At 60.7% G+C, this 26,033-nt stretch carries 24 protein-coding genes; 17 read left to right on the top strand and 7 right to left on the bottom strand.

Features of this window, described 5'->3' with window-relative positions; all coding sequences use genetic code 11:
* The first annotated feature begins 77 nt into the window (after window positions 1-77).
* From B097_RS0108355 to B097_RS0108290, 14 genes are all read left to right on the top strand, one after another.
* Complete coding sequence (locus tag B097_RS0108355; RefSeq protein ID WP_040429357.1) at window positions 78-983, top strand: DUF2268 domain-containing putative Zn-dependent protease; 906 nt, start codon at window positions 78-80, stop codon at window positions 981-983.
* Between the two features lie 13 nt (window positions 984-996).
* Window positions 997-1,764 (top strand): MerR family transcriptional regulator, encoded by a 768-nt coding sequence (locus B097_RS0108350; protein ID WP_018581286.1) that lies wholly within the window; start codon window positions 997-999, stop codon window positions 1,762-1,764.
* Window positions 1,765-1,815: 51 nt separating this feature from the next.
* Window positions 1,816-2,802 (top strand): IS481 family transposase, encoded by a 987-nt coding sequence (locus tag B097_RS0108345; RefSeq protein WP_018582082.1) that lies wholly within the window; start codon window positions 1,816-1,818, stop codon window positions 2,800-2,802.
* Window positions 2,803-2,968: 166 nt separating this feature from the next.
* Complete coding sequence (gene ruvC / locus B097_RS0108340) at window positions 2,969-3,508, top strand: crossover junction endodeoxyribonuclease RuvC (protein ID WP_081618033.1); 540 nt, start codon at window positions 2,969-2,971, stop codon at window positions 3,506-3,508.
* Window positions 3,505-4,125 (top strand): Holliday junction branch migration protein RuvA, encoded by a 621-nt coding sequence (gene ruvA, locus B097_RS0108335; RefSeq protein WP_018582080.1) that lies wholly within the window; start codon window positions 3,505-3,507, stop codon window positions 4,123-4,125. Before ruvC ends, ruvA begins: the two co-directional genes overlap by 4 nt.
* Before the next feature lie 12 nt (window positions 4,126-4,137).
* On the top strand, window positions 4,138-5,226 hold the full coding sequence (gene ruvB, locus B097_RS0108330; protein WP_018582079.1) for a Holliday junction branch migration DNA helicase RuvB: 1,089 nt from the start codon (window positions 4,138-4,140) through the stop codon (window positions 5,224-5,226).
* Between the two features lie 49 nt (window positions 5,227-5,275).
* Complete coding sequence (gene yajC / locus B097_RS12725) at window positions 5,276-5,683, top strand: preprotein translocase subunit YajC (RefSeq protein WP_115324652.1); 408 nt, start codon at window positions 5,276-5,278, stop codon at window positions 5,681-5,683.
* Window positions 5,684-5,823: 140 nt separating this feature from the next.
* A complete protein-coding gene (gene secD / locus B097_RS0108320; RefSeq protein WP_018582077.1) occupies window positions 5,824-7,719 on the top strand; it encodes a protein translocase subunit SecD in 1,896 nt (631 codons plus the stop codon).
* 2 nt (window positions 7,720-7,721) lie between these two features.
* A complete protein-coding gene (secF, locus tag B097_RS0108315) occupies window positions 7,722-8,930 on the top strand; it encodes a protein translocase subunit SecF (RefSeq protein ID WP_018582076.1) in 1,209 nt (402 codons plus the stop codon).
* A gap of 53 nt (window positions 8,931-8,983) precedes the next feature.
* Window positions 8,984-10,618 carry an ABC transporter substrate-binding protein gene (locus tag B097_RS0108310; protein ID WP_018582075.1) on the top strand — a complete coding sequence of 545 codons (1,635 nt, stop codon included), beginning with the start codon at window positions 8,984-8,986 and terminating at the stop codon, window positions 10,616-10,618.
* Window positions 10,605-11,168, top strand: a complete 564-nt coding sequence (locus B097_RS0108305; protein WP_018582074.1) for an adenine phosphoribosyltransferase — start codon at window positions 10,605-10,607, stop codon at window positions 11,166-11,168. Before B097_RS0108310 ends, B097_RS0108305 begins: the two co-directional genes overlap by 14 nt.
* Before the next feature lie 91 nt (window positions 11,169-11,259).
* Window positions 11,260-13,533 (top strand): RelA/SpoT family protein, encoded by a 2,274-nt coding sequence (locus tag B097_RS0108300; protein WP_026254404.1) that lies wholly within the window; start codon window positions 11,260-11,262, stop codon window positions 13,531-13,533.
* Window positions 13,534-13,709: 176 nt separating this feature from the next.
* On the top strand, window positions 13,710-15,833 hold the full coding sequence (locus B097_RS0108295; RefSeq protein WP_018582072.1) for a bifunctional metallophosphatase/5'-nucleotidase: 2,124 nt from the start codon (window positions 13,710-13,712) through the stop codon (window positions 15,831-15,833).
* 94 nt (window positions 15,834-15,927) lie between these two features.
* Window positions 15,928-16,497, top strand: coding sequence for a DUF421 domain-containing protein (locus tag B097_RS0108290; protein ID WP_018582071.1), 570 nt, complete (start codon window positions 15,928-15,930; stop codon window positions 16,495-16,497).
* Window positions 16,498-16,586: 89 nt separating this feature from the next.
* Here B097_RS0108290 and B097_RS0108285 read toward each other — a convergent pair whose 3' ends face one another.
* On the bottom strand, window positions 16,587-16,919 hold the full coding sequence (locus B097_RS0108285; RefSeq protein WP_018582070.1) for a hypothetical protein: 333 nt from the start codon (window positions 16,917-16,919) through the stop codon (window positions 16,587-16,589).
* 362 nt (window positions 16,920-17,281) lie between these two features.
* Window positions 17,282-18,160 (bottom strand): peptidylprolyl isomerase, encoded by an 879-nt coding sequence (locus B097_RS0108280; protein ID WP_018582069.1) that lies wholly within the window; start codon window positions 18,158-18,160, stop codon window positions 17,282-17,284.
* Between the two features lie 136 nt (window positions 18,161-18,296).
* Here B097_RS0108280 and tpx point away from each other — a divergent pair, with 136 nt between their 5' ends.
* The 3 genes from tpx to hisS all read left to right on the top strand — a co-directional run bounded on the left by tpx (window position 18,297) and on the right by hisS (window position 20,851).
* Window positions 18,297-18,797 carry a thiol peroxidase gene (gene tpx, locus B097_RS0108275; RefSeq protein ID WP_018582068.1) on the top strand — a complete coding sequence of 167 codons (501 nt, stop codon included), beginning with the start codon at window positions 18,297-18,299 and terminating at the stop codon, window positions 18,795-18,797.
* Window positions 18,798-18,888: 91 nt separating this feature from the next.
* Window positions 18,889-19,542 (top strand): MBL fold metallo-hydrolase, encoded by a 654-nt coding sequence (locus B097_RS0108270; RefSeq protein ID WP_018582067.1) that lies wholly within the window; start codon window positions 18,889-18,891, stop codon window positions 19,540-19,542.
* 19 nt (window positions 19,543-19,561) lie between these two features.
* Window positions 19,562-20,851 (top strand): histidine--tRNA ligase, encoded by a 1,290-nt coding sequence (gene hisS / locus B097_RS0108265; protein ID WP_018582066.1) that lies wholly within the window; start codon window positions 19,562-19,564, stop codon window positions 20,849-20,851.
* An 18-nt stretch (window positions 20,852-20,869) separates the two neighbouring features.
* Here the strand turns inward: hisS and B097_RS0108260 are convergent, their stop codons facing one another.
* The 5 genes from B097_RS0108260 to ypfJ form a co-directional block, all read right to left on the bottom strand.
* A complete protein-coding gene (locus B097_RS0108260; RefSeq protein ID WP_018582065.1) occupies window positions 20,870-22,288 on the bottom strand; it encodes an L-serine ammonia-lyase in 1,419 nt (472 codons plus the stop codon).
* Between the two features lie 80 nt (window positions 22,289-22,368).
* Window positions 22,369-23,037, bottom strand: a complete 669-nt coding sequence (locus B097_RS0108255; protein ID WP_018582064.1) for an FMN reductase — start codon at window positions 23,035-23,037, stop codon at window positions 22,369-22,371.
* A 5-nt stretch (window positions 23,038-23,042) separates the two neighbouring features.
* Entirely contained in the window at window positions 23,043-24,176 is a 1,134-nt protein-coding gene (locus tag B097_RS0108250; protein WP_018582063.1) for a CE1758 family FMN-dependent luciferase-like monooxygenase, read from the bottom strand.
* 69 nt (window positions 24,177-24,245) lie between these two features.
* A complete protein-coding gene (locus tag B097_RS0108245) occupies window positions 24,246-24,983 on the bottom strand; it encodes a CBS domain-containing protein (protein WP_026254403.1) in 738 nt (245 codons plus the stop codon).
* 32 nt (window positions 24,984-25,015) lie between these two features.
* Window positions 25,016-25,897, bottom strand: a complete 882-nt coding sequence (gene ypfJ / locus B097_RS0108240; RefSeq protein ID WP_018582061.1) for a KPN_02809 family neutral zinc metallopeptidase — start codon at window positions 25,895-25,897, stop codon at window positions 25,016-25,018.
* Window positions 25,898-26,033: the final 136 nt, after the last annotated feature.

The raw sequence follows: 26,033 nt of genomic DNA, 5'->3' as shown, positions 1-26,033 counted from the left end.
CTAGATGTACTGACCGGAGACGTTGATCGAAGCGAGAGATTGACCTTGCCGTGACGTCAACGTGTACAGTCGTGGGCATGACAGTCTCGATGATCGACAGCCTCGCTGGCATGCGGCGCTTGGCTCAAGCACAGCCGGGCGAATGGGATGAGGCGGCCCGTGCCCTGTGGGCGCCGATGGCCGGCATGTACTTATTCATCCCGGGCGGCCCGGACCTGGCCCAGGTACATGCCCAGAACTTCGGTTTCGGACCTGAAGCCCCACGCGACCTGGTCCTCGAAGGCCTGGAGGCCTTGGAAGCAGCCGATGCGTGGGGTCGGGTCGAGCGCGCCGTGCAGGACGGCTTGGAGCGGTTGGCAGCAGCCAACCCGAGTATGTCCATGCCTGACCTTCGCGTGCTACTCGTCCTGGGCGACCCCGACAACAAGCACTTCATGGACGAGATCCGTGGACTGTCGGCCTTCGGCGGGATCAGCGGCTTCATCGCAATCACCGTCTGGCCCACCTCGCAGGTACTGGACCGTTTGGAGGCCATCGCACTGCATGAGCTCCACCACAACGTGCGCTACTCGCCCGGCGGCGTGGTGTGGGACCCCAGGACCGTCACCGTCGGTGAGCACGTCGTGGCTGAGGGCCTGGCGGACCTGTTCGCTGCCGAGACCTACGGTGCGCGGGGATTCACCCACTTCGTCAGCGATCAGACCCGAACCAGTGACCCGGTGCTGGCGCGGGTCGTCGAGGGGCTGGGGGTGACCGGGATGCGGGACTTCAGTGCCTGGGTTCTGGGCGATGCCAGCGCGCGCCTGTTCGGCGGGACCCCGGTGGGCCTGCCCACCGGGGCGGGTTATGCAGCGGGTGCCCGAATCGCCAACGCCTACCTGTCCGCGACCGGTCGCAGTGCAGCCGACTGCGTGACGGTCCCCGCAGCCGACATCCTGGCCGTGGCCCTGCCACAGTTGGGTCTGGCAACGACTGGACAGTGAAGGAGGGTGGGTCGTGGTGGAGTGGACCGTCCAGCAACTGGCGCAACGTGCCGGGATCAGTGGCCGAGCCCTGCGGCACTACCACCAGATCGGCCTGCTGACCCCTGACCGGATCGGCGCCAACGGCTATCGCTACTACGGCCCAACCTCCGTGGCCCGCCTCCAACGCATCCTGCTGCTGCGCGACGCCGGGGTGTCGCTCGACGAGATCGCCACAGTCCTCGACTCCGAACACGATCAGGCCGACGAGGTAGCTGCCCTGGAGAAGCACCTCGTCAGACTCCGTCGTGACCGTGAAGCTCTGGTCCGGCGCATAGCCTCTGTCGAGAACACCATCGCCATGCGCCGCCAGGGGCGTCTGCCCCGCATGGACATGATGCTCGAGGGCTTCAACGACCGCTACAAGACCGAGGTGGTCTCCCGCTGGGGGCAAGAAGCTTTCGACGCCTCCAACCAGTGGTGGCACGCCAAGACGTTGGCACAACAGCAGCAGTTCCAGGCCGATGCCGAGCAGCTACTTGCCCGCTGGGGCGAGCTGCACGCCGCCGGCCATGGGCCATCGAGCCCCGAGGCACAGGCCCATGCAGCTGCGCATGTCGCCTGGTTCGCCCAGATCCCCGGCACCCCCACCCATGCCAACGACCCGGCCAACGCGACCGCCATGGTGCTCGGCATGGCCAACCTCTACGTCACCAATCCCGACTTCCATCCCGCCTTCGGAAGCTCCGAAGCCGCCGACTTCGCGGCCCAAGCACTACGGATCCACGTCAGCCCAACCTGACACTCATCCAGGTCCCACTGCGCGCCGCCCGGCGTAGCACGAAAGGTCCTCATGTCACATCCGAACGCTGCCCTCACGCCGCGCCACCGCTTGATCGTCGCCCAGCTCGTGGTCGACCAAGGCTGGCCGATTAGCGAGGTCGCCGCCAGGTTTCAGGTCTCCTGGCCCACCGTGAAGCGCTGGGCCGACCGCTACCGCACAGGCCAGTCCATGCAGGACCGGACCTCGCGGCCGCACCGGTCACCGAACAAGACCAACCACGCCACCGCGAAGCGCTGCGTCCAGCTCCGCCTCCGACTGCGCGAAGGCCCAGTCCAACTCGCCTGCCGGCTGGGGATCGCACCGTCCACGGTCCACCGGATCCTGGTCGACGCGCACCTGAACCGGCTGTCGCACGTCGATCGCGCCACCGGGGAGCCAGTGCGCCGCTACGAGCACGACCACCCCGGGGCAATGCTGCACGTCGACGTGAAGAAGCTCGGCAACATCCCCGACGGCGGCGGCTGGCGCTACGTCGGCCGACAACAAGGCGACCGCAACCGAGCCGCCACACCCGACAAGCCCCGCAACAAGTGGCGGGATCCGCTCATGGGCAAGGCCTACGTCCACACCGTCATCGACGACCACTCCCGCGTCGCCTATGCCGAGATCCACGACGACGAGACCTCCCTCACCGCCGCCGCCGTGCTCGTTCGGGCTGTCGAGTGGTTCAACGCCCGCGGTGTCACGGTCGAGCAGATCCTGTCCGACAACGGCGGCGCCTACCGTTCACACCTGTGGCGAGACACCTGCGCCGAGCTGGGCATCCGGCACAAGCGCACGAGGCCGTATCGGCCGCAGACCAACGGGAAGGTCGAGCGTTTCCACCGCACCCTGGCCGATGGCTGGGCCTACGCTCGCTGCTACACCTCCGAGGCTGAGCGGCGCGGTGAGCTCGAGGGCTGGCTGCACTACTACAACCACCATCGGCCCCACACGGCCTGTGGGAACCAACCGCCGTTCTCACGATTGATCAACGTTCCCGGTCAGTACATCTAGATCGACGACTATCGATGACTATCGACGTTTACCGTCGCGATTGGCCCCGCTGTGCATTACTGGTGACGGCGGGGCTGAATCTTTATGTCTGCACGCTATGATAGAACAAGTGTGTGACTACACGGTCTTGTTGGACATGTTGGGCAGAACGTTGTTGGAGGCGTGAGTGAACTTAGAAGGACTCAGGGTAATGGGAATTGACCCCGGGTTGACGCGCTGTGGCCTCTCGGTTGTCCAAGCCGGTCGCGGGCGCCAAGTCATTCCGGTGGCTGTAGGTGTGGTGCGCACTCCTTCTGATGCCGAACTGGCGGAACGCTTGCTCCGTATTTCGCGGGCGGTGGGAGAATGGATGGATGAGTACCGGCCTGACGTTGTCGCGATGGAGCGCATCTTCGAACGCGGCAACGTGTCCACCGTGATGAACACCGCCCACGCTGTTGGGGTGATGATCCTCGCCGCCGCGGAGCGGAACATTCCCGTGCACATGTACACCCCGTCAGAGGTGAAGAAGGCGATCTCTGGAAATGGTCGCGCCGACAAGAAACAGATGACCGTGATGATTACGCGCATCCTTGGATTGTCGGAAGCGCCGAAACCGGCGGACGCCGCTGATGCTCTGGCGATTGCCGTGTGTCATTGTTGGCGCGCCCCGTTACTTGCTCGGACTCAGATGGCCCTTAATACTGCAGGAGAGAAACGTTCATGATTGATTCTTTGCACGGAGAAGTGATCTCGATCGGCTTAGATCACGCGGTGATCGAATGCGGCGGGGTGGGGTATCGCTTCCTTGCAACACCGCCGACGCTTGGTCGGCTGACGCGTGGTCAGACCACTCGTGTGCTCACTTTTCTTGCCGTGCGTGAGGACGCGATGACCTTGTACGGGTTCATGGACGATGATGATCGAACGATGTTCCACACCCTGCAGACGGTGTCTGGCCTCGGCCCGAAGCTGGCGCTGGCATCCCTGTCGGTATTTAACGCCGCGGAGATTGCTCACCACATCACCAGCGAGGACCCCAAATCGCTTCAGACGATTCCTGGAGTGGGCAAGCGGATGGCCGAGCGCATGATCGTCGAGCTGAAGGATAAGCTGCAGGGCCTGTTCCCTGAGGAAGAGGCGGCAGATGCCACCACGGCCTCCACCGGCGGTTCTCCAGCAGTAGTGGAGCAAGTTGTCGAAGCCTTGGTGGGGCTAGGCTTCACAGATAAGCAGGCACGTCCTGTCGTGGAACAGGTCGTCGAAACGCTGCCCGAAGATAGTGCTACAGCGGACACGGCGACCGTCTTGCGCACCGCATTGTCACAACTAGGCAAGAAGTAGGGGAGCGCAACCGTGTCTGATATTGAGAAAACGGAGTTTCAGCTCCCGCCGGATATGCAGCGTAAGGCCTCGCGTGCCGACGATGCCCCCGTCGATCCGCAAGAACAGGCCGATGACCGTGATGTCGAAAAGACTCTGCGACCGAAAGCTCTCGACGAGTTCATTGGCCAGCCGAAGGTGCGTGAGCAATTAGATTTGGTGCTGACGGGTGCTCGGCAGCGCGGGGTTACCCCCGACCACATCCTGCTGTCTGGCCCCCCTGGACTGGGCAAGACCACCTTGGCGATGATTATCGCGCAGGAAATGGGGTCTTCGCTCCGCATGACGTCTGGCCCCGCACTGGAACGTGCAGGCGATCTCGCCGCAATGCTCTCCAACTTGATGGAAGGCGATGTCCTTTTCATTGATGAGATTCACCGCATTGCTCGGCCAGCGGAAGAAATGCTGTACATGGCCATGGAGGACTTCAGAATCGATGTGATCGTCGGTAAGGGCCCTGGTGCCACGTCTATTCCTCTGGAGATCCCTCCGTTTACTCTGGTCGGGGCGACAACCCGAGCAGGGATGCTTACTGGCCCGTTGCGTGACCGCTTCGGGTTTACCGCGCAGATGGAATTCTATGACGTGGACGATCTCACGCGCGTCGTCACGCGTGCTGCCAGCATCCTCGGGGTCAGTATTGATGACGAGGCTGCGGTTGAGATCGGGGCGCGCTCGCGGGGCACCCCGCGCATCGCCAACCGGTTGCTGCGTCGTGTCCGCGACTGGGCAGAGGTGAACGGCGATGGCCGCGTGAACCTCACCGCAGCCCAGGAAGCCCTGCGTGTTTTTGATGTCGACGAGTTAGGCCTTGACCGCCTTGATCGGGCAGTCCTCGACGCCCTGATCAGGGGGCATGGTGGTGGGCCCGTGGGTGTGAATACGCTTGCTGTGGCTGTCGGCGAGGAACCCAGCACCGTGGAGGAAGTGTGCGAGCCCTACCTCGTGCGTGCTGGCTTGATGGCTCGGACTGGCCGTGGGCGGGTGGCAACGGCTGCCGCGTGGCACCACTGCGGGCTGCAACCGCCGCCGGAGGCACCTGGTCAACTCAACGTGCTTTAAGAAAAGAATCGGGGCCGGCACTAGCTAGCTAGATAGCCGCCGTGTAAGAATGGGACGCATTATGGAAATTGTATTTTTAATCCTCATCCTCGGTATTTTTATGATCCCGTCACTTCTGATGGCCCGGCAGCAGAAGAAGCGCCAATCGGAAGTAGTCGCGCTACAGAACTCTGTGCAGCCCGGTGATCAGATTGTCACCGTGTCCGGCTTCCACGCAACGATCGTCGATACGCACGATTCGGTGTTGACCCTGGAGCTGGCGCCGGGAGTCCACGCCACGATGGAGCGCGCAGGCGTCATGCGCAAGGTCGAGGAGGTTGAGCCGCCGGCAGGTGGTGTGCCTGGGTCAGCCGGAGACGAATGGGACAACTACCCTACTGAGGTAGACGATCGAAACCAGCACCCCGAGAACTTTCCATCTGACCGCTTCGATCCGGACAACGACGAGAAGCGTTAAACGAAACGCTTCCTGAAATATTGTGCCCGACCCTGCTTTTAGCGGGGCCGGGCACAAGTTTTTCGGGCGCCTGACGTACGATGAGAGTTTGTATTCGTTACGTTAATTAGCTAGTCCATCACCATCGAGGAGAAGCCTCCGTGTCCGTTACTACTCGGCGTACACAAGACAATGGTTCGAAACGGCAGTGGCCCAAGCGCGCACTGGCCGTATTCGTGCTCATTGTCGCTGTTGTGTACGCGCTGGTATTTTTTACCGGCGATCGTTCAGCAACACCGAAACTAGGAATCGACCTGCAGGGTGGCACGCGCGTCACCCTCGTTCCGCAGGGCGNCGAGCCGACACAGGACCAGTTGGATCAAGCGCGCACGATTCTAGAAAACCGCGTGAACGGAATGGGCGTTTCTGGCGCGGAAGTTGTCGTCGACGGCAACACATTGGTCATCACGGTTGCGGGCGACGATACCTCCGAAGTGCGTAACCTGGGCCAGACGTCGCAGTTAATGTTCCGCCCGGTGGCACAGCCAGGCATGCCAGATATGGAAGCCCTGCCGGAGGTCATGGAAGAGACGGCCAATGACTGGGTGGAATACGGCATCATCACTGAAGAACAGGCCAATGAATCGCTGAATGAAATTTTCAGCGCGTTGAACCAGACCCTCGGGGAAGAGAACGCCGTGGAGACTCCAACGGTGACTGCGGAGCCTCTGCCGGAGCCAGCGAACTCGCTTGAGGCAGGCGAGCGCCGCCAGGAACTCACGGCCATGCTGCAGGAGGACCGCCAATCGGAGGATCCGACACAGCAATTGGCCTCCCAAGCGTTGATGCGCTGCGAGCCAGACTCTACAGACCCGCTGGCAGGTACCGACGAGCCGGAGCTACCGTTGGTCTCCTGCGACCCGAACAGCGGCCAAGCACTCCTGCTTGAACCGGTGCCCCTGCTTGCAGGTGTCACAGATGAGGACGGGCCTCGTCTGACTGGTAACCAGATTGACACCAACAAGCCGATCAACGGCGGGTTCAACCCGGAAACCGGCCAAATGGAGATTAGCTTCTCCTTCAAGCAGGACGGTGAGCACAACGGTTCCCAGACCTGGGCTCAGCTGACCTCGGAGAAGCTGGGGCAGCAGATCGCCATCACCCTGGACTCTCAGATCATTTCCGCACCCGTCATCCAGGGAGCAACCCCGGTGGGATCTGCTACCTCGATCACGGGTGACTTCACTCAGGAAGAAGCCCAGGCGCTGGCAAACAACCTGCGTTATGGCGCACTGCCTCTGTCCTTCGCCGGTGAGAACGGCGAACCAGGCGGAACAGCACAGACCGTCCCCCCATCTCTGGGTGAGGCCTCACTGAAGGCCGGGTTTGTCGCGGGCCTTGTTGGCCTGGTACTGATCGCGATCTTCGTGTTCACCTACTACCGCATGTTCGGCTTCATCTCACTGATCACCTTGGTGGGTTCCGGTGTGCTCGTCTACGGCATGCTGGTGCTGCTGGGCAGGTGGATCGGCTACTCCCTTGATCTGTCCGGTGTGGCTGGTTTGATCATCGGTATCGGTGCGACGGCTGACTCCTTCGTCGTGCTCTATGAGCGCATTAAGGACGAGGTACGCGCCGGCAAGACGTTCCGCTCCGCCACCGCGCGTGGTTGGGACCGTGCGAAGCAGACCATTGTCACCGGTAACATGGTCACCCTCATCGGTGCAGTGATCATTTACTTCCTGGCCGTCGGCGAGGTTAAGGGCTTCGCCTTCACCATGGGTCTGACCACTATCTTTGACCTGCTGGTGACGTTCCTGGTCACCGCACCGCTGATGATCCTCGCTTCGCGCAACCAGTTCTTCGCCAAGCCGAGCGTCAATGGCATGGGCAAGATGTTTGCCCTGGCCGAGGCCGACCGCAAGGCTGGGCGCGACCCAGAGATCGAAGCAACCAAGGCCGAAGCCCCCGCATCAAAGCTGAAAACGGATTCCGCCCCCGCCTCAGATTCCGGCTTGACAGCGGCCTCCATCTCCGCTGAAAGCGAGGAGAAGTAGCAATGTCTAACACCACCACAACGACCACCGAGTCGACAGCCCCGAAGATGAATGCTTACGACAAGCTCTACACCGGTGAGGGCGGCATTGACTTCATCGGCCGCTCCAAGATCTGGTACATCATCACCGTTGCGCTGATCCTGATCTCGCTGGGGTCCATGCTCTTCCGCGGCTTTGACCTCTCCATTGATTTCGAGGGCGGCACAAAAATGTCAATGCAGGCCGGAGACCTCGTCGCCGAGGAGGTCGAGGACACCTTCGTCGAGGCAACCGGCGTGGAGCCGGAGCTCACCCAGATCGTGGGCGCTGGCGATTCCCGGACGCTCGAGATTAACTCTGAGCACCTCACCCAAGAGCAGATCGACGCGGCTCGCCTGGCCATCTATGAGGAGCACGAGCCACTCAACGCAGAGGGCGAACCAACCCCCGACGCCATCGGTGACTCCACCGTGTCAGAGTCGTGGGGATCAACGATCACCGAGCGTATGATCTTAGCGCTGGTCGTCTTCCTCATCGCCGCAGCCATTTATGTTGCGGTCCGGCTGGAAAAGGAGATGGCCGTCGCGGCGATGGCTGCACTGTTCGTCGACGGCATTGTGATCATGGGCATCTACTCCGTCTTCGGCTTGGAAGTGTCCCCGGCCATGATTATCGGTCTGCTCACCGTGCTCACGTTCTCCATCTACGACACCGTGATCGTGTTCGACAAGGTGAAGGAGAACACGTCCGGTGTTCTTGGGTCTCGCCGTTCCACCTACGCTGAGGAAGCCAACCTTGCGGTCAACCAGACCGTGATGCGTTCCATCTCCACGTCGGTGATTTCCGCGCTGCCAATCATCGCGTTGCTGGTCGTGGCTGTATGGCTATTGGGCGTCGGCACCCTGAAGGACCTTGCCCTGATCCAGCTGATCGGTGTGTTGGTCGGTATTTTCTCCTCGCTGTTCCTGGCCACCCCGCTTCTGGTCACCATCGTCAACCGTGAAGACAAGTACAAGAAGCACAACAAGGCCGTGGCGGAATACCGCGAGCAGAAGAGCTCGACGGCGCACGGTGACGTTGTCGCTGAGGCTTCCGACGAAGACGATGAGCAATTGGCTGGTCCAAAGCGTCGCGTGAGCACTCCAGTATCTGGCGAGCAGGTGCCTGCGGAAAAGGATGAAGTGGTTCGCGACACCCCGCGCACCTCGACGTGGCGCCCGGATCGTCGTTAAGCTCTCATCGCCCTGGCACGTGTCGCCAAGACTGTGTGAATTGAGGTATCTCTTTGCTTTTGAACCCCCGGATCGCTCGCGGTGTCGGCTCTGTTGTTGCGGCTGCCGCATTGCTCGTCGGATGCGCAGAAAGCCGTGAAACGCCCAAGGAGCAGGCCGCCGAATCGACTGACCTATTCGGTTATCAAGTCGCGGTACCGCTCTGGACGACGAATGCGGGCTCCGAAGTAGGCGTATCGACGAACGCCCAACTCTTGTCGGGCCGCCTGTACCCAGCGGTGTTCGTGCCGGGGCCGAGTGGGCAGATGATCCCGAACTCAGACCTGGTGACAGCCCAGTCGCTGCCTGGCGCCCAGCGTCAGGTGGTGTACTCCTTGTCGCCGGACGCTGTGTATTCTGACGGTACTCATGTGACATGCACAGATTTCCTGCTGGCGTATACGGCGGGATCCCAACCTGAACTGTTCGGCTCGCACATGCCCGTGATGGATCAGGTGGAGCGAGTGACGTGCTTGCCGGGGGCCAAGCAATTTACGGTCGTGTTCAAGGAAGGCCAGGGGGGCCGCTGGCGGGAGTTGTTCGGTCCTGGCACAGTTTTGCCGTCTCACGCGATCGCCCGCAAGCTGGACATGGACGCTACCCAGATGGCTCAGGCTTTGGAGTCCGGGGATCCAGTCCAGATTGAGCCCATCGCAAACCTGTGGCGTGAAGGTTTCGATCTTGCTCATTTCGACCCGGAGATGCAGGTCTCTTTCGGCCCGTTTCGCATTGAAAGCGTCGGCGAGGACGGCGAGGTTACTTTAGTGCGCAACGATTATTACTACGGCGACCAGGCCTCGTTAGATACAGTCGTGGTGTGGCCGGCTACTGCCGATTCGGGCGCGCTTGTCGACGAAGGCGCGCTGCGAGTCGGCGACCTGCTGACAGCCGAACCAGACTGGGTGGACCTGAATGTGGAAGGAAGCCCCTACACAATTGAGTCCAGCGTCGGGGAGCTCACTGACACGCTGCGCATTGCGGAGACAGGGACCTGGGCAACACCGGAGTTCCGCCAAGCTCTGTCGAAGTGTATCGACCAGCACGCGGTGGCAGCGGCGTCGTCGGAAGTTTCGGGCGTAGAGGTGCCTGCGGTCGGGGTCCACGTGGTGGATCATTTCGATCCGCTGGCGCGTCACCTAGCGGACATCGTCGACCCGCACATGGCGGTAGACATTCCAGGTGCCAGCGTGGCTGCAGGCACCGAGCTGCGGGTGGGGTATTCGTCGCCAAATGCGCGCAAGGCCGCCATGGTTGAGGCCATGCGGGTATCGTGTGAGCCTGCTGGGATCACCGTCATTGATGCGACAGAAGACGGCAAGACTCTGGCCGATGTCGGCGGCTACGGGGTTAACGAATGGGGCGAGCAAACAGTCGAAGAGGGCAGCATCGATGCCTTCTTGGGTGGGGCGGATCCGCTGGCGGAGTACAGCGCTGCGGAGCCGCGTTCGAGCGAACTGGGTGCTCTGCGTGCGGCAGAGGAGCAGCAGTGGGAAGAATTGTCGCGGATTCCGCTGGCAGCCCAACCCCGTTCGTTCATCATCGACCGTAATGTGGGTAACGTGGTGGTGTACACCGGACCCGCCGGGATCGGATGGAACATGGACCGGTGGCAAGTATCAAGTGAGGAACCTAGCAGTGAGCCAAAATAAGTACGCAAACTCTCGCGAGGCGCTGAAAGCGAAAATGCGTTATGTGCAGGACTTTCCCGACGAAGGCGTCCTGTTTGAAGACCTAACTCCAGTGCTTGCCGACGGCGACGCATTGCAGGTGATCATCGAGGATCTATCCAAGGCTTGCCAGCGCTTGGGAGCAGACATGATTGGTGGCCTGGACGCCCGCGGATTCCTGCTGGGCTCCGCAGTTGCCTATGACCTGGGCGTGGGCGTGCTAGCCATCCGGAAGAAGGGCAAGCTGCCTCCACCGGTATTCACCCAGGAATATACGACGGAGTACAGCTCCGCGGCCTTGGAGATCCCCGTGGATGGGATTGACTTGAAGGGCAAGAAGGTCGTGCTTGTCGACGATGTCCTTGCCACCGGCGGCACCCTGATTGCCGCCACGGAACTCATTGAGCAGGCAGGCGGGGAAGTTCCCGGCTACGTAGTGGTGCTCGAGGTGGAGGGCCTTGGAGGCCGCGAAAGGATCGAGGGACGTGGCCCGGTGATCGTGGTCGATGATGACACGGTGGACGCCGGCTAGTTTGAGGCCGCGCGGGGGAGTGCCAGGAGTATGATGGTGTAAATCGACATTATGTGGTCGGTTGGACACGTCGAGGGTGAAGGAGGCGACAATGACTCAGGAGAAGAGCCAGCGCCTAACAGGAATGCGTAGCGTATCTGCGCGGCTCGCGCGGTCTTTGACGGGGAGTCGGACCAAAACGAACCCAGTCTTGGACCCTTTACTCTCGATCCACCGCGAGTTTCACCCGAAGGCAGACGTTGAGGCCTTGTCACGAGCGTATGACACGGCCGAGCGGCTGCACGAAGGGGTGATGCGCAAGTCCGGCGATCCCTATATCACCCACCCCCTGGCGGTTGCCACCATCTGTGCCGAAATTGGTATGGACACCACCACGCTGATAGCGGCCTTGCTCCATGACACCGTGGAAGACACGGACTATTCCTTGGAGGAACTGACCGACGACTTCGGCCCAGAGGTCGCGCGCCTTGTCGATGGCGTGACGAAGCTGGACAAGGTGGCACTGGGGGCTGCTGCTGAAGCCGAAACCATCCGGAAGATGATCGTCGCCATGGCGCAGGATCCGCGCGTTTTGGTGATTAAGGTTGGCGACCGGCTGCACAACATGCGCACGATGCGTTTCCTACCTCCTGAGAAGCAGGCTAAGAAGGCGCGCCAAACCCTCGAAGTTATTGCCCCTCTAGCGCACCGCCTCGGCATGGCGAGTGTGAAGTGGGAGCTGGAAGACCTCTCATTCGCCATCCTGTACCCGAAGAAGTACGAGGAGATTGTCCGCTTGGTGGCCGACCGGGCGCCGTCCCGTGATCGCGCACTCCGCGAGATTTCGGATGAGGTCGGCGCTGAGCTGAAGGCGAATAATGTCAAGGCAGAGATCCGGGGACGGCCGAAGCATTACTGGTCGATTTATCAGAAGATGGTCGTGCGCGGTCGCGAGTTCGATGAGATTTTTGATTTGGTGGGTATTCGAGTGCTCGTCGATACGATCTCCGACTGTTACGCCGCCATCGGCGTGGTGCATTCGATTTACTCTGCGATGCCGGGGCGGTTCAAAGACTATATTTCCAACCCGCGATTCGGCGTGTACCAGTCTTTACACACGACGGTGATGACGGATTCGGGACGCCCCCTGGAGATCCAGGTGCGTACCCACGAGATGCACTACAACGCCGAGTTCGGCGTGGCCGCCCACTGGCGCTATAAGGAGACCAAGGGCTCTCACAAAGGCGACCAGGCTGAGATTGACCAGATGTCGTGGATGCGTCAGCTGTTGGACTGGCAGAAGGAAGCGGCGGACCCGAACGAGTTCCTGGACTCCCTGCGCTATGACCTAAGCGCGAAGCAGATTTTCGCATTCACCCCGAAAGGTGATGTGATCAACCTGCCGGCGGGCTCCACCCCGGTCGATTTCGCCTATGCGGTCCACACCGAGGTTGGCCACAGGTGTATCGGCGCGAAGGTGAACGGCAAGCTGGTGGCGCTGGAATCAGAGCTGCAGTCTGGTGATCGCGTGGAAGTATTCACGTCGAAAGACCAGAACGCGGGGCCCTCGCACGACTGGCAGGATTTTGTTGTCTCGCCGCGCGCGAAGGCGAAGATTAGGCAGTGGTTCGCGAAGGAACGTCGTGAAGAGCACTTGGAGGCGGGGCGCGATGCACTCGCCGCCGAGGTCCAGCGCGGCGGGTTGCCGATGCACCGCCTGTTCACCGCTGAATCGATGCGCAAGGTAGCCACCCAGCTGCATTACCCGGATGTCGATGCGCTGTATACAGCGATCGGGGCAGGAACAGTGTCGGCGCAACACGTGGCCCACCAGTTGATGGCCATGTTCGGGGACGAGGACGACGCCGTCGATGCGCTCACTGCGCGCACGCCGCTATCCCAGCTTGTCCCGCCGCAGCAGACCTCTGGCAGCGAAACGGGAGTGCTTGTCGACGGGTCCCCAGACGTGATGGCGAAGTTGGCGAAGTGCTGCCAGCCCGTACCGGGAGATGAGATTCTTGGGTTTGTCACCCGCGGTGGCGGCGTGTCGGTTCACCGCACTGACTGCACGAACGCGCCGAAGTTGCAGGAAGAACCCGAACGCTTGCTGCCCGTTGAATGGGCCGGGGACGGGTTTGGAGGCCAAGGATTTTCTGCCACCTTGCAGATCGAGGCGCTCGATCGTTATGGGCTGCTGGCAGAGCTGACGCGAATCTTGACGGAGCAGAAATTGTCAGTGGTTGCGCTGAATTCGCAGCTTGGCGACGATCGCGTGGCCATGATCCGATTCACCGTGGGCGTGTCCGATACCAAGCAGTTGGGCGCCCTAATAAATCAGTTGCGGAACGTGGAAGGTGTCTTCGACATCTACCGCGTTACTGCCTAGTGCACCGGCCTCCTTAAGTGAACGCTTATGTCCCCACGCGTGAAATGAAGATGAATTCTTGACTAGCGCGAGATGACGTCCTGCATATATAGATGTATAGACAAGCGCGGAAGCATCACTTTTCGATTAAACGTAAAGGTATCCCGTACCTGCATGTCTGATCTGAGGAGCATTCCGTGTTCAAGTTTCGCCGTGTCGGTCGCTTGATTGCTGCGACCACCACTTCCGCCCTCGCGCTGTCAACGGTTGTCGTTGCTGGCGCACAGGAGGATAACCTCGTCACCATTTCCATCTCGAACTTCACCGACTTCCATGGCCACTTGGAAGATGGCGTCGCGGCCCGCGCGGGCGACATCGCGCGTTGGGAAGCCAATCCAGGCTCTGGTGCTCGCCCCACTTACGATGGCGTCGAACTTGGAGCAGCGAACCTTGCAGCACTCATGGACTACGTCAACCAAGACGCAGCCCATGGCCTGAAAACCACCTCCGGTGACAACGTCGGTGGCTCCGCGTTCATCTCGTCTATTGCGAACGACGAGCCCACTATGGATGCCCTTAACGCCATGGGGATCGATGTCGACGCTGCCGGCAACCACGAGTTCGACAAGGGGCACGAGGACCTGTCCGGCCGCTTGGTAGAGCGCCACGATTCGGAGATCCTGGCAGCAAACGTTTACTACAACGACGGCTCCCGTTTCCTGGAGCCATCCAAGGTCTACGATTTTGACGGTGTGAAGCTGGGCGTGGTCGGTACCACCTCCAACGCCACCCCGAAGAAGGTCTCGCCAAAGATGGTGGAGGGCATCAACTTCACCGACGCCTCCACAGAGGCCAACGCTGAGGCGAAGCGCCTGAAGGACGAGGGCCTGGCAGACATCGTCGTGGTGCTCCAGCATGACCCGGCTGAAGTCGACGGGCCGAAGATGGACCCTGAGTACGTTGACTTCCTGTTTGGTGGAGACTCCCACCTCACCCAGCTGGACAATGATGCTCCGGTGCCCTATGCCCAGTCATGGGAGTACGGCAAGCTTGTCACTGACTTGGACATCACCTACAACAAGGCCACCGGCGAAATCGAGGAGATCAACGCTCAGCAGTACGGCGCGCCTGAGTTTGTGCAGTTGCAGGCAGAAGGGGTGATTGAGCCCAACGCGGAGGTTGCTGCCATCGTCGATAAGGCTGCTGCTGAGGCCGAGGTGCTGGGTAAGCAGGAGGTCGCGCAGCTCGACGAGTCCTTCTACCGCGGTTCTGAGCCTGGTCGGTCTGCCGGTTCCAACCGAGGTGTTGAATCCACCGCGAACAACATGCTGGCTGAGTCCAATCTGCAGGCCATGGATGCGTTCCTTGGCGGAGGCATGATTGACCTCGGACTGATGAACGCTGGCGGCGTTCGCTCCGACCTCGAAGCCGGCGCGGTGACGGTGGAGGAAGCGTACACCATGCAGCCTTTCGGCAACGAGTTGTCCTACGCAACTCTGTCCGGCCAGGCGATTATCGATGCGCTCGAGCGCCAGTGGCAGCCAGGGTCGGGACGCCCACGCCTGTCCCTGGGTGTTTCTGACAACGTGAACTACGTCTACAACCCAGAGGCGGAGCAGGGCCAGCGCATCCAGCACGTCACCATCAATGGTGCACCTCTGGATCCAGCCAAGGACTACACAGTGGCCACATCGACCTTCCTGTTCGAAGGCGGCGACTCTTTCATCAACCCTGACGATGTCCGCGACCAGGTCAACGTCGGCTACATGGACATCACTGCCTTCATCGACTACCTGGCATCGGGCCAGGCAGCAGTGCGCAGCGGCCAGGCCGAGATCGGTGTCGTCCTGCCTGAAGGGGGCTTGAAGGCAGGGGAGAAGAACACCATCCAGCTGTCCTCGCTGAACTACTCAACTGAGGGCGAGCCGATGGCACAGACAGTCACCCTGAAGATCGGTGACACCGAGGTCACCGCCGATATCAGCAACGAGACCACCGAGGCAGACGCCGGTTTCGGCGAGATCGGCCGCGCCACCGTGGAGATCGATCTTCCCGCGGAGGCAGCGGGTGACCAGACCCTGAGCGTGACCACTGACGCCGGCACCGATATCTCTATGCCGGTGACCGTCGCGGACGCAGATGGTTCGACTCCGGATCCGGCACCGGCTCCGTCCCAGGACACCCCAGGTTCCGCTGGCAGCCTGTCTTCCAACCCGATCATGGGCCTTATCCTCGGCCTCGCGGCAGCTCTCGGCTTGGGTGGCCTGATCGCGTTGCTGTTCCCGAACCAGATTGACTCAGCACTGGCGAACTTCTTCTAGGAAGCGCTTGCTCCTCAACAACCTCTCCGCAGCCTGTTAATGGGCTGCGGAGAGGTTCTTTGCTTATCGACGAGGGCGGGTATCGTCGATAAGCATGAACGTTGATCAACTGGGCCAGTGGTGGGAGATGGCCTCCGAACAGTGGGGAATTGAGCTCGGCCGGATTCCCGTTGTGATTCTGTCTGCGGCCGGGATCTATATCGCGTTCATGCTCTTGGCGAAGATTTTTGGTTCGCGCATTCTGTCTTCGATGACCGCCACCGATGCGGTGGTGGTGATTATGTTCGGTGCGGTCGCGGGGCGCGTGATTATCGGGCATCCGCCGTCGCTGGTCGCCGGCATCATTGGCTTGGCCACGCTCATGGTGCTGGAGGCGGTGTTCGGGGCGATCCGGAAGAACACCCATATCGATAGGCTCTTCGATCGCGCTCCTGTCCTTGTCCTCGCCCACGGGAAGCCCTTGCCGGAGCTGATGAAGAAAACTCACGTGTCCATGCACGACCTCAACACTGTTGCACGGCGGACCGGGGTGGGTTCCTTGGGCGATCTTGCTGCGGTGGTGATTGAACCGACGGGGGCGTTTACTGCTATCAAGACGGGTCAGCAGCTCGATCCAGAGGTATTTGACATCGTGATCGGCGCTGACGAGCATCTCTTTTACTAGTCCCGCCGCGGGCATGAAAAAGCCACTGTCCCAGCGTCGGAACAGTGGCTTTGAAGCGTGTCAGAAAGTCTGACGATCAACTCTGAGGCTTAGAGGTACTTCTGAACGAAAGCGAACAGGGTGCCCAGAGCGGTGACAACTGCGGTGAAAACAGAGATCCACGCCTTGATGTCGTCTGGCGATGCATCCTTGATGGAGGAGCCGTTTCCGGTGTTCTCGGTGTCGGTTTCCTTCTTCGCGGAGTTGTTCTCGTTACCCTCCTCGCCGCCATTTTCCTGGTCTGCAGCAGTCTTGTCATCTGGCGAGGTTGGGACGTTGGAGGAGGAGAGGGAGCTGCCCTCCTGGGCGACAGCGGCGGTGGTGCCTGCGGTTGCGACGGCCAGTGCGGTTGCGACTGCTGCGAGAGACTTGCGGAGCTTCATGAAAAACCAATCTTTCTGAACGGCATCGATTACTGTGTAACAAACTTAGCTGTAATTCGATAATCCCGCAAGACTAACCTGGGTGTGTCCTGTGTTAGTTTCCCTAGCGTTTACCTGCGCAAACGTTAGGCGATGGTGGTTAGCTAAAGGAAAATACCTAGCTGCCTCTCAAGGTTCGGGAAGCTCGTGCCCCGCGATCTTGCCAGCTACCTTGGGAAAGGATGATAAAGGTGCCCACATTGGGCACGCCCGTCGATGGACCAATGTTCACCTTTGTCTGCAAAACTACCGCTGTACTGCGTAAAAAGAAAAAGTTCCTCCCCCTGATTTAGGGGGTAGGAACTGTGAACGACCGTCAGTAATTACTCGACGACGGTTGCCGAGTTAATGCGTACTTCTTCGGCTGGGGCGCCGTCACCGGTCGGAGCCGCTTCGGCCTCGAGTCCGGTTTCTGCGATGGAGTCAAGTGTTGCCAGTCCTTCGTCGGTGATCTGGCCGAAGTAGGTGTACATCGGTGGCAGGCCGCCGTCGCCGTAGTTCAGGAAGAACTGGGAGCCGTTGGTGTCAGGGCCTGCGTTGGCCATGGCAATGGTGCCGCGCTCATAGATGACTGGGGTGGAGGTGTCCGCTGCCTCGTCGGTGGGGTATTCGTTAGCGAACTGGAAGCCCGGGCCGCCGGAACCGGTGCCAGAAGGGTCACCGCACTGGAGCACCTTGAGGGAATCGCTGGTGGTCAGGCGGTGGCAGATCGTGTCGTCGTAGTAGTCATTGTCGGCCAGGTGTTCAATCGCATTGACGGTGCATGGCGCCACGCTGCGGTCAAGCTCCATGCCGATTGGTCCAGCGGTGGTGTCTAGCTCCACGGTCACGGTGCCCTCGGTGGAAATGTTTTCGCCTTCAGGCAGTCCCACATCGCGCGCAGGATCGCCGGTCTCCTCGTAGGTACAGGTCACGGTCGCTGGCAGGGCTTCTGCGCGTTCGGTGGCCAGTGGCTCGAAGTTGGCCAGCGGGTCCGCTTGGTCGGTGGACTCGGTGCTGGTTGCCTGGTCTTCTGCGACTACTTCTTCGTCTTCGTTGTCGTAGGTGGCGGCCCAGTAGATGCCTCCGACGATCGCCACTAAAACTACGGCAGCGATAACAACGACGGTCAGCGGCTGGGTCTTCTCTTTCCGGTCGCGAGAATTCAGCGCGCCTTCAAGTTCTTTGAGGGCGTCCTTGCCTCGCTGTTTGTTATTGCTCACCTAGGGTAAACCTCGCTCGATTCGTGGGACAAAAGTGAAACTTATGCACCACTTTACTTCCCCACGTGGGCGAGAGGAGCAGGAGTGCCCGTTATCGTCGTGGCGAAGTGCGAGCTGCGTCACTACAGTGGGGCCCATGGCAAACGTTACTTTTGATTCTGCACCTACAACCACTGCTAGCGAGCTCCCAGACAAGGGCGACCAGCTTCCATCTTTCGAACTTGTCGGCACCGATCTTTCGGCGGTGACCGACGAGGATTACCAGGGCAAGCGCCTTGTTCTGAACATTTTCCCATCCCTGGATACCGGCGTGTGCGCTAACTCCGTTCGCGAGTTCAACAAGCGCGCCCAGGACCTGGGCGAGGACACCGTCGTGCTCAACGTTTCTAAGGACCTGCCTTTCGCGCATGACCGTTTCCTCGAGGAGAACGGCGTGGACAACGTCACCACCGGTTCGGCTTTCCGCTCCTCTTTCGGTGATGATTTCGGCGTGACCCTGCAGGGTTCGCCGCTGGAGGGCCTGCTGTCGCGCTCGGTAGTTGTCACCGACGCTGACCACAAGGTCATTTACACCCAGCTTGTCGACGAGATCACCAACGAACCGGATTACGACGCGGCAATCGATGCCCTGAAGTAACCCACCTTTTTTACTTAACGACGATGGCCCCGCCCGGTAGGGGTCATCGTCGTTAAGCTTTCTGCGCCCACTGTTGGCTAGGATGACCCACATGAATATTGCCGGTTTTGCTGCAGGCCCGTACAAGACCAACTGCTATGTCGTCACCGGCGACGGGGCTGCGGTGGTGGTGGATCCGGGGATGCACACCCAAGAGAAGGTGGAGGCATACCTGCGTGAGCAGGCCGTGGCGCTGGAGGCGGTCTATCTCACGCATGGCCACCTCGACCACACGCGTGATGCCGGGGCGCTGGCGAAGAGGCATAACGTGCCTGTCTACATTCACCCCGAGGACGAGTACATGCTGGCTGCCGGCGATGGCGTGTCCGAGCAGAGCAAATTGCTCTTCGATGCGAAGAATATGGTGCCCATCGAGGAGCTGCGCTATTTCGTCGATGGCGAGACGGTTATGCACGCCGGCTTCAGCGTGCGCGTGGCTCATGCCCCGGGGCATTCTCCGGGCAGCGTATTGCTGATCCATGATGAGGCCTGCTTCAGCGGCGATGTTCTCTTCCGTGGAACGATCGGCCGCACTGATTTGGACCGCTCAGACCCGGATGCGATGGATCGCTCGCTGGCAGGTCCCGTCTGGTCGCTTTCCGACGATCTGGACGTACTTCCTGGGCACGGCCCGACCACGACGATGCGCATGGAACGCACCTCCAATCCGTATCTTCGGATGGCAAAGCAGAAGTACCCGCAGTGAGGTACTAAGATGTCCGGTTGTGACTAACAAAAAGACCGACAAGTTCCAGGCACTATCCGCGCCCAAGGGCGTGCCCGATTATGTGCCACCGGCCTCTGCGACGTTCTTGCGCGTCCGTGACGAAATGGTGCGCCAGGCGCATCTGGCCGGCTACCAGCACATCGAGCTGCCGATCTTTGAGGACACCACCTTGTTCGCCCGCGGTGTCGGCGAGTCCACCGACGTGGTGAGTAAGGAAATGTACACGTTCGCCGATCGCGGCGATCGATCTGTCACCCTGCGTCCCGAGGGGACAGCGGGTGTAATGCGCTCGGTCATCCAGCACAACCTAGACCGCGGGCACCTGCCCGTGAAGTTGAACTACTACGGCCCGTTTTTCCGCTACGAGCGCCCGCAGGCCGGCCGCTATCGCCAGCTGCAGCAGGTGGGCATCGAGGCAATCGGCGTGGATGACCCACTGCTGGATGCTGAGGTCATCGCTTTGGCCGACCGGTCCTACCGCGCGCTTGGCTTGAAGGAATTCCGTCTGGAGCTGACCAGCTTGGGCGATAATAACTGCCGCCCGGCCTACCGCGAGAAGCTGCAGGAGTTCTTGTTCAAGCTTCCGCTTGACGACGAGACCCGCCACCGCGCTGAAATCAACCCGCTGCGCGTGCTGGATGATAAGCGCCCAGAGGTACAAGAGATGACGGCCGAGGCACCCCTGATGCTGGACCACCTAGACGCGAATACCCAGGAACACTTCGAGACCGTGACTGGCACGCTCGATGACATGGGGATCGCCTACACGATCAACCCGCGCATGGTGCGTGGCCTGGATTACTACACGAAGACCACCTTCGAGTTCGTCCACGACGGCCTTGGCGCACAGTCCGGCATCGGTGGCGGCGGGCGTTACGACGGCCTGATGGCGCAAATCGGCGGCCAGGACCTCTCGGGCATCGGCTATGGCCTAGGCGTTGACCGCACCGTCTTGGCCCTCGAAGCTGAGGGAATCACCCTCGATGGCGTGGAACGTCGTGTCGACGTGTACGGCGTAGCACTGGGCGAGGCGGCGAAACGTCGGATGAGCCTGCTGATCAATCAGCTGCGCGCCGCTGGAATCTCCGCCGACATGGTGTACGGGGAGCGCGGCCTCAAGGGCGGGATGAAGGGCGCCGATCGCGCAGGAGCAGCATTTGCTTTGGTGCTTGGCGACCGCGAGCTGGAAGAAGGCCAGGTCTCCATCAAGAACATGTCTGACCAGTCGCAGCAGCCGGTAGAGCTGGACGAAGTGGTGACGGCTCTGCGCGCTGCTCTGGCTGCTTAAAGCCGGAGTGTTCGTCGATTAGCATTCGGTGATATTGACAGGGAAACCCAACTGAGTGGCCAAGCCACCGGTTGCGGTTTCTTTGTATTTGGTCGACATGTCGCGGCCGGTGGCGGCCATGGTTTCGATGACATCGTCGAGCGTGACCCTGTTGGTGCCATCACCCAAGCGGGCGAGGCGTGCCGCATTGATCGCTTTGATGGCGCCGATCGCGTTGCGCTCAATGCACGGGATTTGCACGAGTCCGCCTACAGGATCGCAGGTCAGCCCAAGGTTGTGCTCCAGCGCGATCTCTGCGGCGTTTTCGATCTGCGCCGGGGTCCCGCCAAGAAGCGCGCACATGCCTGCCGCCGCCATCGCCGATGCGGACCCCACTTCACCCTGGCAGCCAACCTCAGCCCCAGAGATCGAAGCGTTGGTCTTAATGATCGCCCCGACCGCACCCGCGGTGAGCAGAAACTCTCGCGCGCGCTGCTGGTCGAAGTTCTCGGTGAAGTCGCGGCAGTAGTGCATGACCGCTGGAATGATCCCCGCTGCACCGTTGGTGGGCGCGGTGACCACACGTCCGCCCGCTGCGTTTTCCTCGTTGACCGCAAGGGCGTAGAGGTTCACCCATTCCATGGCGTCAAGGCCCGCTGCACTCTGCGGCCCGCTTTGCGTCGTGATGCGGTCGCGAAGCTGCGGTGCGCGCCTGCGCACGCCCAGCCCGCCAGGCAGCTCCCCCTCAGCCTCTGTACCGGCAGCCACGCATTCCTGCATGGTGTCCCACACTAAGTCGAGGTGTGTGGCGACGGCCTCCCAGCCTCCTTGATCAGCGTGGATAGTGGCCTCGTTGTGGGCCATGAGTTCTGCGATAGAGCACGTGGCCGCGTCGCAACGCTCAAGCAGTTCCGCGGAGCTACCGAATGGGTAGGTGACGGTCGGCTCCTCGCGGACGGTTGCTGCGCCTGACGGTAGCGGTCCTCGCGCGGACTGGGCCTCCAGCGACGCACGGTCTTGGATGAAGCCGCCGCCAACAGAGAAGTATTCGACGCCTTCAACGATCACCGAGCCGTCGTCTGCATAGGCATCGAAGATGATGCAGTTGGGATGTTCGGGCACGGGCGCGGGGTCGAAGATCAAGCTGTACGTGAGAGTTCCAGCAGGCCCAGAGATGGTGCCGCTGGCGGCGATGGCGGTGCCCAGGACGGGCTCTACATCGGGAGTCACGGTGGTGGGGGTGTAGCCGACAAGCCCGAGCAGAGCCGCGCGATCGGTGCCATGACCCACGCCTGTGGCCGCAAGGGATCCGCGCAGGGTAACGCGCACGCGTGAGGGGAAAGCATCAAGCTTGTCGACGAAGGCGTGGGCCGCTCGCATCGGTCCGACTGTGTGGGAAGACGATGGGCCAATTCCCACTGTGAAAAGGTCCATCACACTGATGCTCGCGGCTGCCATAATGCTCCTCGGATTAAGAGTTGTGGATCTTTAACTCGGCTCTAATGCCGTGCCCGATATTCTACCGATTTGTGACTGAGCTAACTGTTTCCGTCGTGTCCGCGGAGCAAATCGGCAAAGTCCACCAAGTCCTCTTCCAAATCGACGCCCGTCTTGCGCGGCTTGCGGCTCGATTCCACCGTGGCTCCTCCGAAACCTGGGGAGTAGTCGCCGGATCTGACGAAGAGGTCCGCTAGCTCTCCAGCGGCACGTGCTACTCGCTTGTCGAAGGAGACACCCTCTTCGCCACCGAAATCATCAGTCGCGGCGAACAGGGACGTGGGAACAACGACTGCACGCATGTAGGTAAACAGTGGCCGCATCGCATATTCGGTCACCAGGGAGTGGCGTGGAGTCCCCGCGGTGGCGGCAATGATCGTCGGCATGCTGTTGAGCGAGTCTTGGTCAAGCGCGTCAAAAAACATTTTGAACAGACCGGAGTAGCTCGCCTTGAACACCGGGGTGACGGCGACCAAGCCGTCGGCGGCAGAGATGAGCTTCTTGATCTCGTCGAGACGCGCCGAGGACATGCCGGTGGTGAAAACCGTCGCTAGGTCATTGACTAGCTCGCGTAGTTCGATGGTGTGGATTTCCAGGGCTTCACCGCGTGCGCTGACGGCAGCGTCGACTGCGCTGGAGATCGCGTCGGCTACCGAACGTGTCGACGAGGGATTCGACAAACCTGCCGAGACAACTGCAAGTGTGCGCATAAACCTTATTCCTCCTCTGATTCGGTTGATTCAGTCTGGCCGGGGTTCACCTTGAAGTGTGGGTGGTCGCGGTTTTCGCGCAGGGTGGCGAAAGTAGGTGGCTCGCTGGGGACGTGCTCGGGGCGGCGTTCCTCCATGCGGCGGCGCACCTCTGGGACCACCTGGGTGCCCAGGATTTCGATCTGGTTCAGCACCGTCTCTAGCGGCAGGCCGGCGTGGTCGACGAGGAAGAGCTGGCGCTGGTAGTCACCGACCCAGTCGGCAAACTGCATGGTGCGGTCAATGACCTGCTCCACGGTACCCACCGTCAGTGGGGTCAGCTCAGTGAACTCCTCCAGCGTCGGGCCGTGGCCGTAGACCGGCGCGTTGTCGAAGTAGGGGCGGAACTCCTTCTTCGCTTGCTCTTCGGTATCGGCGATATAGACTTGTCCGCCGAGGCCGACGATGGCCTGGTCAGCTCGCCCGTGGCCGTACTTTTCGTAGCGGCGGCGGTAGATGTTCACCATCTTGGCCGTGTGCTCTTTATTCCAGAAGATGTTGTTGTGGAAGAAGCCATCACCGTAGAAGGCTGCTTGTTCCGCGATCTGGGGTGAGCGGATGGAGCCGTGCCAGACGAAGGGCGGAACGTCATCCAGCGGGCGTGGGGTGGAGGTAAATCCGTTCAGCGGGGTACGGAACTTGCCGGACCAGTTCACCACGTCTTCGCGCCACAGGCGGCGCAGGAGGTGATAATTTTCGACGGCGAGGGGGATGCCCTGGCGGATGTCTTTACCAAACCATGGGTAGACCGGACCGGTGTTGCCGCGCCCCATCATGAGGTCGACGCGCCCGCCCGAGAGGTGTTGCAAGAAGGCGTAATCTTCGGCGATGCGCACCGGATCTGTCGTGGTGATCAGGGTGGTAGCGGTGGACAGCTTCAGGTTCTTCGTCTGCGCTACGATATAAGCTAGGTGCGTGGTGGGTGCCGACGGTACGAATGGGGGATTGTGGTGCTGCCCAGTGGCGAATACGTCAAGGCCGACCTCCTCGGCTTTGAGCGCAATTTGCGTCATGGCGTTAATGCGCTCGTGTTCTGTGGGGGTCTCGCCGGTGGTGGGGTCTTGGGTAACGTCACCGATAGTAAAAAGTCCGAATTGCATGTTGTCTATAACTCCTAAAATTTAAAGTATATTCCAGGGTAGATGACATGACAACAACATGCAAGGGGGTTACTGGGAGGCGTCGATCAGCGCTTTAATATCCGAGCCGCCAATCACCCGCAAAGGCCGCTGCCGGGGCGTGCCATGTTCGGTAATCACCGCAGCACGTGGCAATACGCCATTGTTCATCGGAGACAGCAACGTGTGCAGCGCCTCACCGGCTGTGACATCGCGTGGCACGAACACCGCCTGGTCAGAACTTTCGGCATACTCCAAGACCTCGCTCACGATTCGGGCATCTAGGTGGTCATTATCGTCTAGGTCCGCAGCAACCCAGCGGGCAATGGTGTTCGTCGTTAAGAGCCCTGTACAGACATTGCCGTCGTAGATGGGGAACTGGGAGATCGTCGTCGTACGCACCACTTCGAGCGCGACGCGAATATCATCCTCCGGGCTCACGGTGACCACCTCTTGGTGAGGAAGCACCTGCATGGCCAACGGCGGATGCAGAAGCAAGTCGCGAATGCGCTCCAAGGCATCAACGGTCTCTTGGAGTGGCTCAGCGATCGGGGTGAAATCCTTGTACGCACCGTGAGAGATCGCGTTGCGCAGGTCAGCGAACTCTTTTAGATCCTCGGCCTGCTGGGGCGTGACGATGCGATCACGCTCCGCCCAACTGACCATACGAGAAAAACCGTCGCTCTTCTTCGCGCTCAACTTGGTCCGAAGGAAACCTTCGACATCGTTGAACGCCGCAAGAAAGGCGACGGATCTGTGCGGGGGCGTGCTTTCCGACGAAGAACTCATGCTCCCAAGGATACCCAGGAAACTAGCGCGTGCTAGACGCGGTAATTGCCCGTCTCTAGGTAGTCACAAGCGGCCATAGTGCCCTCGTTGTATCCGCGCAGAAAAGCATCCTGGCGTTGCTGGGAGGAACCGTGCGTCCAGAGGTCAGGCTGGACCTCACCCTGGGTGCGCTTCTGGATATTGTCATCGCCGACGGCACGCGCGGTGTCAATGGCGGACTGCACCTGCTCCGGAGTGATGGTCTCCAGCATCGCATTCTCGCCTTCGTCGGCACGATTGACCCACATGCCTGCGTAGCAGTCAGCCTGCAGCTCCAACTTCACCGCATTGGAGTCCTTGCCTGGATTGTTGTAATCAATCAGGCCGATGGTGCCCTCCAGGTTCTGGATGTGGTGGCCGAATTCGTGGGCAACAATATACATCTGAGCCAGCGGCGCATTCGCGCCACCGAGGCGCTCCAATTGGTCGAAGAAACTTACGTCGAAGTACGCCGAACCATCCGCACCACAGTAGAACGGGCCGGTATTAGCCGAGGCATAGCCACAACCGGACTGGGTCGCGTCTTGGAATACCACCAGGCCGGGTTCTTGGTATTCGATGCCAGCCTGCTGGGGGAGGAGCTCAGTCCACATCTGGTCGATCGACTCAGCGGCGGCCAGCACGCGGCAGTCGGCGTATTCGTTGGCATCATCCGTGGTTTGGCAGTGCTCCAGGGTATAACCGTTGTCTTCGGCGCGCTGTGGACTGCCGGCGGTCAACTGACCGAGATCGCCTGGGTTGCCACCCATCAGGATGAAAAGACCGACTAGCAGCAGGCCGCCGATACCGCCGCCGCCCAATGCAATGGCCCCACCGCGCCCGCCGCCTGTGCGCGCACGGTTTTGGTTGAGTTGTCGCCCACTTTTAAAAGTCATGCGCCTATCATGCCACGCAACGCATGGATGTGTGCATTAAGTAGGTGCGGATTTCGTCGTAAAGCGACGTTCTCAAGCGATGAAACCTGATGAAAACAGGGGTAGCACGCGAAACAAAAGCTGTCAGGGGGTAGAC

The sequence above is a fragment of the Corynebacterium pilosum DSM 20521 = CIP 103422 genome (assembly GCF_000373805.1).
GTDB lineage: Bacteria > Actinomycetota > Actinomycetes > Mycobacteriales > Mycobacteriaceae > Corynebacterium > Corynebacterium pilosum.
The sequence above is the reverse complement of the archived record's forward strand: the minus strand, read 5'-3'. Positions and strand labels throughout refer to the sequence as shown.

Coding starts and splice junctions, on each gene's coding strand:
- B097_RS0108285 (WP_018582070.1), bottom strand. CDS start 16,919: ATGAAGCTCCGCAAGTCTCTCGCAGCAGTCGCAACCGCACTGGCCGTC.
- secF (WP_018582076.1), top strand. CDS start 7,722: ATGTCTAACACCACCACAACGACCACCGAGTCGACAGCCCCGAAGATG.
- tpx (WP_018582068.1), top strand. CDS start 18,297: ATGGCAAACGTTACTTTTGATTCTGCACCTACAACCACTGCTAGCGAG.
- ruvA (WP_018582080.1), top strand. CDS start 3,505: ATGATTGATTCTTTGCACGGAGAAGTGATCTCGATCGGCTTAGATCAC.
- B097_RS0108300 (WP_026254404.1), top strand. CDS start 11,260: ATGACTCAGGAGAAGAGCCAGCGCCTAACAGGAATGCGTAGCGTATCT.
- B097_RS0108255 (WP_018582064.1), bottom strand. CDS start 23,037: ATGCGCACACTTGCAGTTGTCTCGGCAGGTTTGTCGAATCCCTCGTCG.
- B097_RS0108345 (WP_018582082.1), top strand. CDS start 1,816: ATGTCACATCCGAACGCTGCCCTCACGCCGCGCCACCGCTTGATCGTC.
- B097_RS0108245 (WP_026254403.1), bottom strand. CDS start 24,983: ATGAGTTCTTCGTCGGAAAGCACGCCCCCGCACAGATCCGTCGCCTTT.
- B097_RS0108290 (WP_018582071.1), top strand. CDS start 15,928: ATGAACGTTGATCAACTGGGCCAGTGGTGGGAGATGGCCTCCGAACAG.
- B097_RS0108270 (WP_018582067.1), top strand. CDS start 18,889: ATGAATATTGCCGGTTTTGCTGCAGGCCCGTACAAGACCAACTGCTAT.
- B097_RS0108355 (WP_040429357.1), top strand. CDS start 78: ATGACAGTCTCGATGATCGACAGCCTCGCTGGCATGCGGCGCTTGGCT.
- ypfJ (WP_018582061.1), bottom strand. CDS start 25,897: ATGACTTTTAAAAGTGGGCGACAACTCAACCAAAACCGTGCGCGCACA.
- yajC (WP_115324652.1), top strand. CDS start 5,276: ATGGGACGCATTATGGAAATTGTATTTTTAATCCTCATCCTCGGTATT.
- B097_RS0108260 (WP_018582065.1), bottom strand. CDS start 22,288: ATGGCAGCCGCGAGCATCAGTGTGATGGACCTTTTCACAGTGGGAATT.
- B097_RS0108250 (WP_018582063.1), bottom strand. CDS start 24,176: ATGCAATTCGGACTTTTTACTATCGGTGACGTTACCCAAGACCCCACC.